The sequence below is a fragment of the Alterotamlana spongicola genome, from assembly GCF_035818475.1.
Classification (GTDB): Bacteria; Bacteroidota; Bacteroidia; order Flavobacteriales; family Flavobacteriaceae; genus Cognatitamlana.
Genome location: NZ_JAYMGV010000004.1, coordinates 15329 through 29376, shown reverse-complemented (window position 1 = coordinate 29376; position 14048 = coordinate 15329). Strand labels below are relative to the sequence as shown.

Below are 14048 nucleotides of genomic sequence, written 5' to 3'. Positions count from 1 at the left end.
AAAAATAAATCTAAATGCCTCGAATTTCTTTTTTCTTATTGGTTTACTTTTTTTCGGCTTCAGTTTATGCTCAAAACAATGCTATAGGTTTTGGTGAAAAACTCACCTATACGGCTTCATATAATATGTCAGGAATTTTAACCGATTTGGCTCAGATTACTATGGAAACAAGTCCTGTAAAAACTTCAAAAGCAACATTACTAAGATTAAAGTGTACCGCTACTACCTACAGCAAATGGGACAACTTTTTTAAGATTAGAGATTTGTATGAAAGCTATGTAAACCCAAAAACACTAACGCCATATTTATATAACCGAGATATTAATGAAGGGGGCTATTTTAAAAATATGAAATACACATTTAGTCATAAGAACAAAATGGTTAAATCTGTTTTAAAGAAGAAAAATAATTATGTAGAAAAAAAGGATGTTTCAATACATTCCGGTACAAAGGACATTGTTTCCACCATTTATAATATTAGATTATTTGATTATGAGAACATGACTAATGGTAGCAAAAAAACATTTACAATTCTTTTTGACCGTGAAGAAGCCAAAGGGCAATTAACCTATTTGGGAAAAGAAACCTTATCAACAGCCATTGGAAAAAGAGAATGCTACAAACTGGAGGTAGGTTCTAACACTTCAAAAACTATCAAAGGTACATTATGGCTAACTTCAGATGAAAATAAAATACCGGTTTACGGAATATTTAAAATTCCTGTTGGCAATGGTGAATTAAAAATAAAATCGGCTTCAGGTTTAAAGCACTAAACTTGTAAATTACAGCTAAAAATCTTAGTATTAAAACAAATTTGTTATAAATGAAAAAACTGTTTACCGTTCTTACTGTTGTTGCTTCAATATTAGCCATAATCCTTGCAGCCTTACCCGTGTCCAATCTAGCTATCATTCCATCAATAACTTCTTTAATTTTTGGACTAATAGCAATTTACTTATCAAAAAAATCAGGACATATTAAGAAGATTATTACATTCTCTTTTTTATTAACTATCATGTCCTTAGTACTGATTACTTATAAAGCTATATTTACTATAACAGAGGTGACCAATACCGAAGATCTTAAAGCCACTGAAACAAAACTTGAAGAAGAAGCTATTGAGGAATTAGAAGAATTAGAAATTGAAGAGACTGACCTGGAAGAGTTAGAAATTGAACAGTAAGTAATTTCCGCATTTATTTGTATATTTGACCACAGCTATTAATTGTAAATTGCTATACTAAAGTTTTCAGGTATCTGAAAAAGTTTTAGTTATAGGTCGTGATAGGATAAAACCTATTAATATACTTATGAAAACTCTTTATATTCTCTCCTTTTTTGCATTAGTAGGCACTTGCGCTACACCCAAATACACCACTAAAATCCAAAATATTAAAGACCGTATTGAAATATCTGATACAGCGCTTATTAAAAAATATTGTAGTTCTATTACTAAGGATGAATTAAAAACACATCTCTATGCGTTTTCATCAGATAAATTTGAAGGTAGAAAAACGGGAGAAAAAGGACAAAAAATGTCTGCTGAATTTTTAAAAGCTTATTATCAGGACCTGCAAATAGCCTCCCCTTTTGGCGGGAATAACTACTTTCAGATGATACCCGCCAGTTTTTTTCCTAAGAACATTAAAGCTTCAGAAAATGTTTTGGCCTATATTGAAGGTGATGAGAATCCGAATGAAGTTGTGATAATTTCTGCCCATTTAGATCATTTGGGGATAAATAAAGACGGGAAAATAAACAATGGCGCAGATGATGATGGTTCCGGAACTGTAGCTATTATGGAAATGGCCGAAGCCTTTAAATTAGCCAAAAAGGATGGCTATGGCCCAAAACGAAGTATTTTATTTTTACATCTAACGGCAGAAGAAATTGGTCAAAAAGGAGCCGAATTCTATATAAAACATCCTGTTTTTCCTTTAGAGAATACCATTGTAGATCTTAATATTGATATGATAGGGAGAGTGGATGATCTACATCAAAATGACGAAAATTATATTTATTTGATTGGGGCCGATAGACTAAGCAAAGAACTTCATTATGTGTCTGAAAAAATAAATAATACGTTTTTTGACATCAATATTGATTACAGGTATAATGCTGAGAATGATAGTAACCATTATTATGAACGTTCAGATCATTATAAATTTGCAAATCAGGGCATTCCTGTAATTTTTTATTTTAATGGAGTTCATGATGATTATCACAAAGCCAGTGATACTCCAGATAAGATTAATTACCCACTATTAGAAAAACGTACCAAACTTATTTTTGCTACAGCATGGCAAATTGCAAACCAAGAACATAAACTGGTCACGGATGAAAATAACGAACTGTTAAATTAAACTGAAAAGGCTAAACCTGTAAATACATTTTTGTAATATAGCAGCAAATTATTAAACCCTTTTATTTTGAAAAATCTAGTTACTCTATTTTGTGCCACGGTTTTATTATCCTCTTGCAGCACATCACAAAATAAAAATAAGAAAACAGCTAACCCTGAAACCTACGCCAAAACAATCACAGCTCATGAGCTAAAGGACATGCTCTATACTTATGCTTCTGATGATTTTGAAGGTAGAGAGACGGGAGAACCCGGGCAAAAGAAGGCTGTAGAATTCATAAAACAACAATATGTTTCAAATAGTATTGGATCACCAATAGCAGAAGGAGATTATTTCCAGGATATCCCCGCATCTTATTTTAAAAATGGAATAAAGGGTTCTGAAAATGTGTTGGCCTATATAAAAGGCTCAGAGAAACCAGATGAGATCATTATTATATCTGCACACTTAGACCATATTGGAATTTCTCAAAATGGAGATATCAATAATGGTGCTGATGATGATGGCTCTGGAACTGTAGCTATTTTAGAAATTGCCGAAGCTTTCAAAGAAGCAGAGAAAGAAGGAAACGGACCAAAGCGCTCTGTGCTTTTTTTACATGTAACAGGTGAAGAAATTGGTCTTTACGGTTCTCGGTATTATACAGATGAAGATCCGGTTTTTCCATTAAAAAATACAGTTGCTAATTTGAATATAGATATGATTGGTCGTATTGACCCTAAACATGAAGGTGGTAAAAACTACCTGTATCTAATCGGTTCAGACAAATTAAGCAAAGAACTACATGACCTTTCTGAAAAAATCAACAAAACATACACTAATTTAGAGTTTGATTATACTTATAATGATGACAATGATCCGAATCGTTTTTATTACCGATCAGATCATTACAACTTTGCTAAAAACAATATTCCTGTTATTTTTTATTTTAACGGAACACATGCAGATTATCACAGGCCTACAGACACCCCTGATAAAATAAATTATGAATTCCTGGAAACACGAGCTCGTTTAATTTTTCATACCGCATGGGAATTGGCAAACCGGGAAGAACGCATTAAGTTGGATTAATTAATCCATTATATTCACTTGTAATTAAATTATCTTTGCCACATATTTTTTAAAGTAAACTTATGCGCATAGATATTATAACCGTTTTACCGGAATTACTTAAAAGCCCGTTTGAAGCCTCCATATTAAAGCGCGCTATTGAAGCCGGTTTGGCAGAAGTGCATTTTCATAATTTAAGAGATTATACTACAAATAACTATAAAAGTGTAGATGATTACCAGTTTGGCGGTGGTGCCGGTATGGTAATGATGATTGAACCTATTGATAAATGTATTTCAGGCTTAAAAGCAAAACGCCATTATGACGAGATCATATATATGACTCCAGACGGAGATACTTTAAACCAAGGCATAGCAAATCAACTGTCTCTTAAAGAAAATATAATCATTCTTTGTGGACATTATAAAGGTGTAGACCAACGTGTACGTGACCATTTTATAACCAGAGAAATATCTATTGGGGACTATGTGCTCTCCGGCGGAGAATTGGGTGCTGCAGTTCTTTGTGATGCGGTTATTAGATTGATACCAGGTGTTTTGGGCAATGAAACCTCTGCCCTAACTGATTCTTTTCAGGACAACCTATTAGCTCCTCCCATTTACACCAAACCTCGTGAATACAAAGGTTGGAAAGTACCGGAACTATTATTTAGCGGCAACTTACCTGAAATTGAAAAGTGGAGAGAGGAACAAGCTTATCAACGGACCAAAGAACGTCGACCAGATTTATTGGAAGATTAAAAACAATGATGATATACCAATTTTCTATTACAAGCTATTAGTATGATTGACAAAACAATAACTAAAGCCCTGAGTAACTTTGCTTATTCTTTAAATATGTAAGGGGTTGAACGATTCAATTATGTTCATCACAGACTAATCATTTTGAGCTCACCGGATGTAATATCAGGAAACGGGTAGTGAAAACCTGACTCTAATTAACTTTAGAGTACCCCCAACAAAAACTACTTTATTCAAAAAACTTTTAATTTATTACTTTTAACTCTTAACTTTTTAATTATCTTTGCACCCAATTTCGGGTTAACCTCTGGCGAGAATCGTGAATGTTGTTCTGAATCAATCAATTTTAAATTTAAAGATATGGAATCTTTAGTAAAGTTTGTACAAGACGAATTTGTAACAAGAAAAGAATTACCGGAATTTGCAGCTGGTGATACAATAACTGTTTACTACGAAATTAAAGAGGGTAATAAAACACGTACTCAGTTTTTTAGAGGTGTAGTAATTCAAAGAAGAGGATCTGGAACTTCAGAAACTTTTACCATCAGAAAAATGTCAGGGTCAATTGGAGTAGAGCGTATTTTCCCGGTAAATTTACCTGCATTACAAAAAATTGAAGTCAACAAACGTGGTAAAGTACGTAGAGCAAGAATTTACTACTTTAGAGGTCTTACTGGTAAAAAAGCCAGAATTAAAGAACGTAGACATTAATAAAAATAGTTCTGCAATAGCAGTATTTAAAAACCTTGAGCTTTCTCAAGGTTTTTTTTATTAACAAAAGTTAATAAGTATCGTTTATAAACGGTTAACATCTATTTAATTGAAAATCTTGACTTTATGGTTTTTGATTTGTATTTTAGCTAAAGAAATAATAACAGCCATTTTGGTTGGTTTCGGATTTAAAACGAATTTATATTTTTTCAAATTAAGGTAACGTTCTTTAATATAATTGTTTTTTGAGGTTTGTTTACACCACGTGTATGCGTAGGAAAGTAAAGAAATCATGACATTATAAAAAATACTGTATGTGCAAACAGATAGTATTTGATATAATGAAAAGCTTAAAAAGCTATATAAACGAAAGTGAGTATAGTAATGCGAGCAATGCTGTTGATTATTTGACGCGCAAGCGAAAAGGGGTTTAATAGCATCAAGAAAAACAATTAACCGAAACATTTGTTTGATAGGTCAATACATTTTGAAAATCAAAAAAATGTTTCATTGAAATAACAACACTTGAACTGAAAGTTTAAATGAAAATTTTAAATGCATTTGGTAGACATACTAAATAGGTCACGTTAAGTTATTTCAAGAAAGCCATGTCAACGGAGATTTAGTTCTGCAGTGATATGGCTTTTGTTTTTATTATAACTTCAACACCTGTTTTTTAAACTATTCTCACCTACACCTTACATTTTTATCATTATTATAAATCTGTTCTGCCAAAATATTTTCATTTATAAATTGAGCCTATATAAGCGTCTAATTTTGTATATTCGCATCGCTAAAATCAAGCCTTTTTTTAGCATTATAATAATTCTTTAAAATCGACACGAATGTCTAAAATAATTTATACAAAAACTGACGAAGCACCGGCATTAGCAACGCGTTCTTTATTGCCAATTGTTGAAGCTTTTGTTAAATCTTCTGGTATTAATATTGAAACTAAAGATATTTCTTTAGCAGCAAGAATCCTAGCTGTGTTTCCTGATTTTTTAACCGAAGACCAACAGGTTTCTGACGATTTAGCGATACTTGGTGAATTAGCAAAAAAACCAGAGGCTAATATTGTAAAATTACCTAACATTAGTGCATCCATTCCTCAATTAAAAGGAGCCATTAAAGAATTGCAATCTTTAGGGTTTAATATTCCTAATTATCCTAATGAAGCTTTAACCGATATTGAAAAAGATATCAAAGGACGTTATGATAAAATTAAAGGTAGTGCTGTAAATCCGGTATTACGTGAAGGAAATAGCGATAGACGTGCCCCTAAAGCTGTAAAAAACTATGCGAAGAAGAATCCACACACCATGGGTGTTTGGAGCAGCAATTCTAAATCTCATGTCGCTACCATGAGTACCGGTGATTTTGCTCACAACGAAAAATCAGTTACACTACCTGAAGCAACAAGTGTGACTATTCAACATACAACTGAAAGTGGTGAAATCACTACTTTAAAAAATAGCATTGATTTATTAAAAGGAGAAATTATTGATGCTACAGTAATGAGCAAAAAAGCATTAATAAGCTTTTTAGCAGAACAAGTAGCTGATGCTAAAGCAAGTGGTGTACTTTTTTCATTACATATGAAAGGAACCATGATGAAGGTTAGTGACCCTATCATTTTTGGTCATGCGGTAAAAATATTTTTTAAGGATGTTTTTACCAAACATGGACAGGTTATTGAAGAACTTGGTGTAAATGTAAACTCCGGCCTTGGAAACTTATTAGAACGAATTCAGGAATTACCTGAAGATAAGCGTAAAGAAATAGAAGCTGATATTGAAGCTTCTTATGAAAACGGACCTGATATTGCCATGGTTAATTCTGATAAAGGCATAACTAATTTACACGTACCAAGTGATGTGATTATTGATGCTTCAATGCCGGCAATGATCCGTACTTCTGGTCAAATGTGGAATGCAGATGGTAAACTTCAAGATACAAAGGCAGTAATTCCTGACAGTAGTTATGCCGGTATTTATGCAGCAACTATTGATTTTTGTAAAAAACATGGTGCTTTTGACCCTATCACAATGGGTACAGTTCCCAATGTTGGACTTATGGCTCAAAAAGCCGAAGAATATGGTTCTCACGACAAAACCTTTGAAATTCCTTCAAACGGAACAGTAAAAGTTATTGATGCAAAAGGACACGCCTTACTAGAACATCATGTTGAAAAAGGGGATATCTGGAGAATGTGTCAAACTAAAGATGCTCCAATTCAGGATTGGGTAAAATTAGCAGTAACCCGTGCCAGAGCATCACAAACACCAGCAGTATTTTGGTTGGATGAAAACAGGGCTCATGACACTGAATTAATTAAAAAGGTAAACACCTATTTAAAAGATCATGACACAAATGGATTAGATTTAAGAATCTTATCACCAGTTGATGCTACAGTTTTCACTTGCGAAAGAATTAAAGACGGAAAAGATACTATTTCTGTTTCGGGTAATGTATTACGTGATTACTTAACAGATTTATTTCCAATTTTAGAAGTTGGAACCAGTGCTAAAATGTTATCTATAGTACCCTTAATGAATGGTGGTGGCCTATTTGAAACCGGTGCAGGAGGTTCTGCTCCTAAGCATGTTCAACAATTATTAGCAGAAAACCATTTACGTTGGGATTCTTTAGGAGAGTTCCTGGCTTTAGCTGTGTCTTTGGAACATTTTAGTGAGGTAAATAATAATGTAAAAGCCAAAATCTTAGGAGAAGCTTTGGATAATGCCACTGAGAAATTATTGGAAAACAAAAAAGGACCTTCCAGAAAAGCAGGTGAATTAGATAATAGAGGCAGTCACTTTTATTTAGCAATGTATTGGGCTGAGGAATTAGCTAGCCAGGATACTGATCAAGATTTAAAAGCAGAATTCACTCCAATAGCTAAACAATTAGCTGAAAATGAAGATAAAATTGTAAGTGAATTAAATGACATTCAGGGTAACCCATCAGACATTGGTGGTTACTACGAACCTAATAATACACTTATAAATAAAGTAATGAGACCAAGTAAAACGTTTAATGCTATAATAGGATAGGATAATAGTATTATAAAATAAACATATTAACTAAACAAAAAAAGCTTCCAATATTGGAAGCTTTTTTTATATTTTTAACATATGCTAAAAGTTAAGAGATGACCAATCATTTAACAGCTCCCAATAGATGAAACATATTCTTTCTTGGCTTACACTTACCCTTTGTTTAAATCTGATCCCTGGAAATGCTCAGGATAAATTCACATTAAGTGGTACTATCTCCGAAAAAAAAAGTAATGAAACCCTTATTGGCGTAAACGTCATATTTCCTGAAATACAGACAGGTACTACAACCAATGAGTATGGATTTTACTCAATAACATTACCAAAAGGCACATATAACATTGTTATAAGTTATTTAGGGTTTGCCGCACAAACAGAGACTATAAGCCTGACTGAAAACATTACCAGAGACTACAGCTTAGTGGACGAACTTGAAAGTTTAGATGCCATAGTTATAACCGAAAACATTGAAAAACTTAACATCAAGACTCCTCAAATGAGCGTAAATAAGCTCACCTCAGGAACCATTAAAGATATCCCTGTTGTTTTAGGGGAATCGGATATAATCAAAGCTATCACATTACTTCCGGGAATTACCAATGCCGGTGAAGGTGCTTCAGGGTTCAATGTTAGAGGTGGTTCAGCAGATCAAAATTTAATTCTTCTGGATGAAGCCATCATTTATAACTCCTCTCACCTATTTGGCTTCTTTTCTGTATTCAACCCCGATGCTATTAAAGACTTAAGACTTTATAAAGGAGGGATTCCTGCCAGATATGGTGGGCGTGTATCTTCTGTTTTAGACATTTATCAGAAAGAAGGTAATAGCAAAGCATTTCATATAAACGGTGGTATTGGACTTGTTTCAAGCCGATTACTCGCAGAAGGCCCTCTTAAAAAAGATAAAGGTTCTTTTCTTTTTGGAGGAAGGTCTAGCTATGCGCATTTATTCTTACCCCTTTTTGATATTGACAATATTGCTTATTTCTACGACTTAAACACAAAACTAAGCTATAAACTAAACAACAGAAATAGTATATATCTCTCTGGGTATTTTGGAAGAGATGTTTTTAGTATTGAAGACACCTTTGAAAACTCCTATGGAAATGCCGTCTTAAATTTTAGATGGAACCACCTGTTTTCAGACAAACTCTTTTCCAACCTGTCCTTGATCTATTCAGATTATGATTATGATCTAAAGCTCAATTTTGTTGAATTTGATTGGGTTTCAGGAATTAGAAACTTCAACCTTAAATATGATCTTAAACATTACCTGAGTCAACACATAAAACTCCAATATGGGTTAAACAGTATTTATTACAAGTTTAACCCCGGAGATATAAAGCCTACGGTTCCCACATCAGGTATAAACCCTTTTAAATTGATAGATAAATATGCCTTTGAGAATGCCATTTACCTGGATGTTGAGCACAAAGTTTCAGATAAATTTGCGCTGTCCTATGGCGCCAGGCTTAGTGCCTTCCACAGACTTGGTCAGGATGAACTAAATATTTATGAAAATGATCAGGCTGTAGTATTTAATGAAGATTTTCAAATCTATGAAAAAGCAACTCCTATTGGTGTTGAGACCTTTAAACGCAGTGAAGTTATAGCCCGCTTTTTTAATCTGGAGCCCAGAATATCTTTTGCCTATCAGCTTAATTCTAAAAATTCGGTGAAATTGAGTTACAACAGAATGAACCAGTATTTGCACCTGTTATCTAACACCAATTCTCCAACTCCATTAGACATATGGACACCCAGCGGTAAATATGTACAACCTCAGCTGCTTGACCAGTATGCCATTGGCTTCTTTAAAAACTTTAGTAACAATACCTATTCTTTAGAATTGGAAAGTTTTTATAAAACTGTAAAAAACAGAATCGATTATATAGACGGAGCCGATTTAATTGCTAATAATGCCATTGAACAAGTCATTTTAAATGGTCGGTCAAGATCTTATGGATTAGAAATGTTACTCCGAAAAAATGAAGGTCGGTTTAAAGGATGGTTAGCCTATACCCTATCAAGGTCTGAGCAACAAACTCCAGGCAGAACACCTTTTGAAACCGGTATAAATAATGGTGATTGGTACAAAACACCATTTGATAAAACTCATGATATTTCATTTACCGGAAGTTATAACTGGAGTAAAAAATGGAAAATCAATATCAATTTTTTATTTCAAACCGGTCAACCAACTACCTTCCCAAATAGTCAGTATGAATATAATGGACTTAACGTCCCCAATTTTAGTGGAAGAAATTCAGACAGGCTGCCTGCCTACCACAGATTAGATATGGCTTTGAATTATACTCCAAAGCCAAATAAAAGAAAAGGCTGGCAAAGTTATTGGGTATTTGGCATTTATAATATTTATAACAGGAGAAATGCAGCATCCATTTCTTTTGGACAAAGTCAGGAGACCGGTATGAACGAAGCCACACGATTATCAATTTTTGGTATTGTCCCATCGGTATCTTATAATTTTAAGCTTTAAGAGGATGAAAAAGCTACAACACATCTTATTATTGGGACTACTTTTAATAACATCATGCCAAGATGTTATTGATGTTGAATTAAATACCACCGACCCTAAATTGGTGATAGATGCGTCCTTAAACTGGATTAAAGGTACAAGCGGTAATAACCAATTTATAAGACTAACACTTTCCGCCCCTTATTTTGACAGTGAAATTCCGCCGGCAACCGGTGCTACCGTTACCGTTACAGACTCCAAAAACAATACTTTTAATTTTATTGAAGACAACAATACAGGGCTCTACATAAACAACAACTTCATACCTGAAATTGATGGTATATACAATCTCTCTATCATTTATAACAATGAAACTTATACGGCAACCGAAAGGTTATACGCTGTTGTTCCTATTGATTTTGTTGAACAAAAAGATGATGGTGGTTTTTCCGGAGAAGAGATCGAAATAAAAGCATTTTATACCGATCCTCCCGGCATTGAAAACTTCTATTTATTTGAGTTTCTGGTGACAAATAAAAACACCTTGAGCTTAGAAGTTTATGACGATGAATTCACCGATGGAAATCAAATATTTGCATTTTATTCTGATGAAGACCTTGAAACAGGTGATGAATTAATTATAAGAAATTCCGGTATTTCAGAACGCACCTATCAATTTATTAATATTCTACTTCAACAAACAGATGAAGATTCAGGCGACCCTTTTGAAACTCAGCCGGCAACAGTTAGAGGTAATTGTATCAACCAAACCAATCCGAGCAACTTTCCCCTAGGTTATTTTAGAGTTACCGAAACTGACGTGTTTACATATACTGTTAAGTAAAAGTTCACAACATAAAGACCACAGAACGTATAAATGTAATATTTATCACACTTCTTCGTTTAAGTAATATCATACATAAACTATGAGTTTTTTATGATTTCATTAACTTATTCTTAGCATTTTAGCATTTAATTTTGGTTGAAGCAATCAATCTTGACATAATGACATCAAAAAAAAAATTAATCATTGCAGGTGTGGCTATTTTTGTTATTGCCTTATCCTATTCTCTCTTTGGGAGCAATAATGAAGAAAACAAGCCCATTACTACACAAGTTATAAAAGGTAAGTTTATAAATGAGGTTATTATTTCTGGGGAAGCACAGTCTACAAGCTCAAAAAAAATCAACGGTCCCATTAATGCCAGAAGATTTAATATTTACCAACTAAAAATACAGGATTTGGTACCGGAAGGTACGGTTGTTAAAAAAGGTGGATATATTGGAAAGTTAGACGTGTCTGAAATTAATGGAAAGATCAATGATGCCATGCTCAATCTTGAAAGTGCAGAATCTAAGTACACCCAACAAAAACTTGACACCACCCTTACTTTAAAACAAGAACGAAATAAGATAAAAGACTTATTGTTCAGCATTGAAGAAAACAAACTTGAGTTAACACGCTCAGTTTACGAACCACCCGCCACAATTAGAAAGCTTGAAATACAAATTGAAAAGAATGAAAGAGACCTAAGGGAAAAACAAGAAGATTACTTTATAAAGAAAAAACAGGCCAATGCAAAAATGATACAGGTTGGTACTGAGGTTTCAAAAATTAAAAAGAAAATTGAGGAACTAACTGCACTCCAAAATGAGTTTACTATCTATTCTGAAGATGAAGGCATGGTTACCTACGTAAAGGATTGGAATGGCACTAAAAAAAAGGTAGGTTCTACAATTTCTCCTTGGGAGCCGGCCATTGCCAGTTTACCAGATTTAACAAAAATGGAATCCAAAACCTATAGTAATGAAGTGGACATTAGAAAAATAAAAAAGGGGCTTACCGTGACCGTTGGCTTTGATGCTTTTCCAGATATTGAATTGAAAGGTATTGTAACCGATGTTGCCAATGTAGGAGAAAACAAAAGAGGATCAGATATAAAGTTGTTTCAGGTTTTAATTAAGTTAAATGAGATCAACTCTAACATCAGACCCGGAATGACTACGTCAAACAAAATATTGACTCATGAGGAGGACAATGTTTTGATGGTACCTTTGGAGGCTATTTTCACCAAGGATTCTATAAGCTTTGCTTATGTAAAATCCGGATATTCCATTCAAAAAAAGCAAGTGGAACTAGGTTTATCAAACAACAGCGATGTTATAATAACCAAGGGGCTGTCAGAAAACGAAATTGTCTATTTAAATAAACCTGAAGATACAGAAGATAAAAGTATAAAACTACTTAGCAACTAATGATAGACAAAGTACTTTTAGAAAAGTTAAAATCAAACTTCACTGAAGCTTTTAGGGTAATTAAAACCAACAAATTTAGAACCTTTTTAACGGCACTGGGAATTATTTTTGGTGTTGCAGCAGTTATTACAATGCTTGCCATTGGTAATGGAGCCGAAAAGGAAATATTATCACAACTGGAATTGGTTGGAGTCAACAACATTGTTATCACGCCCATTCCTGATGAAAAAGATCCAGACAAAAGTGATGACGATATTGAGAACGAAAATAACAACGAGCCCAAAAGGTTCTCTAAAGGTTTAGATATTTTAGACGCCCAAAATGTTAAAAAAAATATCCCGGGTGTTAAAATGATTAGCCCCGAGATTATTCTAAACACCTACGTCATTAACAACGGGAAACAAAACTCAGTAAAACTCATTGGGGTTACACCTTTCTTTTTTGAGTCATCCAACATTAATATTGAGCAAGGTAAGTCGTTTTCCGAATATCAGATCAATAATGCGCTTCCGGTATGTATTATTGGAAGAAAGGTTGAAAAAAAACTTTTTACCGGAGAAAGTGCATTGGGCAAACACATAAAAGTTAAAGATGTCTGGCTTCAGGTAATCGGTATTATTGAAGAAAAATTAATCTCTGATAAAGCCCAGGAGAACCTTGGTATACGCGATTTGAACCAAGACATTTTTATTCCCATTAAAACATTTTTAGTGCGCTATAAAGATCGAAAAATAATTACCGATAACTATAATGTTAGCAGTAGTAGAAACCAAAATGGTCCAAAAAAACGAATTCCAAGAGGTAACTATCACCAAATTGACAAGCTCACGGTACAAGTTTCAAACACCAACCAACTAAAAGCTACGGCTGAGGTTTTGAGTAAAATGCTAAAAAGAAGACATAATGGTGTTCTTGATTTTGAAATCACAATACCCATTCATTTATTAAAACAACAACAAAAAACAAAGCAAATCTTTAATATAGTTTTAAGCATAATTGCAGGTATTTCACTATTAATTGGGGGTATTGGCATCATGAATATTATGTTAGCCTCAGTGCTGGAACGTACTAAAGAAATTGGAATAATTAGAGCTATTGGTGCAAAACAGGAAGATGTTATTTTACAGTTTTTATCAGAATCCGTGCTTATTAGCGTAGGAGGAGGTATTATTGGAATTATAGTCGGTATTATTGGCGCATATGCTATTGAAATTGCATCTGGAATTGAAACTATTCTTTCATTAAACTCTATATTAATTTCCTTTTTTATTGCTGTTTTAGTCGGATTAATTTTTGGAATTTTACCTGCTAAATCTGCAGCCAACAAAAAACCAATTGAGGCATTAAGGGCTGATTAAAGGCATTAATT

11 protein-coding genes are annotated in these 14048 nt (G+C 33.6%); all 11 read left to right on the top strand.

All coding sequences use genetic code 11. From position 1 onward, the window contains the following. The first annotated feature begins 14 nt into the window (after nt 1–14). On the top strand, nt 15–773 hold the full coding sequence (locus VOI54_RS15975) for a DUF3108 domain-containing protein (protein WP_326284097.1): 759 nt from the start codon (nt 15–17) through the stop codon (nt 771–773). Between the two features lie 50 nt (nt 774–823). Next, nucleotides 824–1183 carry an FUSC family protein gene (locus VOI54_RS15970; RefSeq protein WP_326284096.1) on the top strand — a complete coding sequence of 120 codons (360 nt, stop codon included), beginning with the start codon at nt 824–826 and terminating at the stop codon, nt 1181–1183. Nucleotides 1184–1310: 127 nt separating this feature from the next. Continuing rightward, nucleotides 1311–2363: a M28 family peptidase gene (locus tag VOI54_RS15965; RefSeq protein WP_326284094.1), complete on the top strand. Its 1053-nt coding sequence runs from the start codon at nt 1311–1313 to the stop codon at nt 2361–2363. Between the two features lie 66 nt (nt 2364–2429). Beyond that, nucleotides 2430–3434, top strand: coding sequence for a M28 family metallopeptidase (locus VOI54_RS15960; RefSeq protein WP_326284093.1), 1005 nt, complete (start codon nt 2430–2432; stop codon nt 3432–3434). Between the two features lie 62 nt (nt 3435–3496). Beyond that, entirely contained in the window at nt 3497–4174 is a 678-nt protein-coding gene (trmD, locus tag VOI54_RS15955) for a tRNA (guanosine(37)-N1)-methyltransferase TrmD (RefSeq protein ID WP_326284091.1), read from the top strand. Between the two features lie 360 nt (nt 4175–4534). Continuing rightward, nucleotides 4535–4885, top strand: a complete 351-nt coding sequence (gene rplS, locus VOI54_RS15950) for a 50S ribosomal protein L19 (RefSeq protein WP_326284089.1) — start codon at nt 4535–4537, stop codon at nt 4883–4885. A gap of 845 nt (nt 4886–5730) precedes the next feature. Continuing rightward, on the top strand, nt 5731–7941 hold the full coding sequence (locus VOI54_RS15945) for an NADP-dependent isocitrate dehydrogenase (RefSeq protein ID WP_326284088.1): 2211 nt from the start codon (nt 5731–5733) through the stop codon (nt 7939–7941). Nucleotides 7942–8068: 127 nt separating this feature from the next. Further along, nucleotides 8069–10444, top strand: coding sequence for a TonB-dependent receptor (locus tag VOI54_RS15940; RefSeq protein ID WP_326284086.1), 2376 nt, complete (start codon nt 8069–8071; stop codon nt 10442–10444). A 4-nt stretch (nt 10445–10448) separates the two neighbouring features. Beyond that, nucleotides 10449–11267, top strand: a complete 819-nt coding sequence (locus tag VOI54_RS15935; protein ID WP_326284085.1) for a DUF4249 family protein — start codon at nt 10449–10451, stop codon at nt 11265–11267. Between the two features lie 161 nt (nt 11268–11428). Then, nucleotides 11429–12679 carry an efflux RND transporter periplasmic adaptor subunit gene (locus tag VOI54_RS15930; RefSeq protein ID WP_326284084.1) on the top strand — a complete coding sequence of 417 codons (1251 nt, stop codon included), beginning with the start codon at nt 11429–11431 and terminating at the stop codon, nt 12677–12679. Continuing rightward, nucleotides 12679–14037 carry an ABC transporter permease gene (locus VOI54_RS15925; protein WP_326284082.1) on the top strand — a complete coding sequence of 453 codons (1359 nt, stop codon included), beginning with the start codon at nt 12679–12681 and terminating at the stop codon, nt 14035–14037. The genes VOI54_RS15930 and VOI54_RS15925 overlap by 1 nt, the downstream gene beginning before the upstream one ends. The last annotated feature ends 11 nt before the right edge of the window (nt 14038–14048 follow it).

Bases quoted from the DNA above. Each gene is read 5' to 3' on its own strand.
- VOI54_RS15940 (WP_326284086.1), top strand. From the start codon at position 8,069: ATGAAACATATTCTTTCTTGGCTTACACTTACCCTTTGTTTAAATCTG.
- VOI54_RS15925 (WP_326284082.1), top strand. From the start codon at position 12,679: ATGATAGACAAAGTACTTTTAGAAAAGTTAAAATCAAACTTCACTGAA.
- rplS (WP_326284089.1), top strand. From the start codon at position 4,535: ATGGAATCTTTAGTAAAGTTTGTACAAGACGAATTTGTAACAAGAAAA.
- VOI54_RS15965 (WP_326284094.1), top strand. From the start codon at position 1,311: ATGAAAACTCTTTATATTCTCTCCTTTTTTGCATTAGTAGGCACTTGC.
- VOI54_RS15930 (WP_326284084.1), top strand. From the start codon at position 11,429: ATGACATCAAAAAAAAAATTAATCATTGCAGGTGTGGCTATTTTTGTT.
- VOI54_RS15975 (WP_326284097.1), top strand. From the start codon at position 15: ATGCCTCGAATTTCTTTTTTCTTATTGGTTTACTTTTTTTCGGCTTCA.
- VOI54_RS15945 (WP_326284088.1), top strand. From the start codon at position 5,731: ATGTCTAAAATAATTTATACAAAAACTGACGAAGCACCGGCATTAGCA.
- trmD (WP_326284091.1), top strand. From the start codon at position 3,497: ATGCGCATAGATATTATAACCGTTTTACCGGAATTACTTAAAAGCCCG.
- VOI54_RS15970 (WP_326284096.1), top strand. From the start codon at position 824: ATGAAAAAACTGTTTACCGTTCTTACTGTTGTTGCTTCAATATTAGCC.
- VOI54_RS15935 (WP_326284085.1), top strand. From the start codon at position 10,449: ATGAAAAAGCTACAACACATCTTATTATTGGGACTACTTTTAATAACA.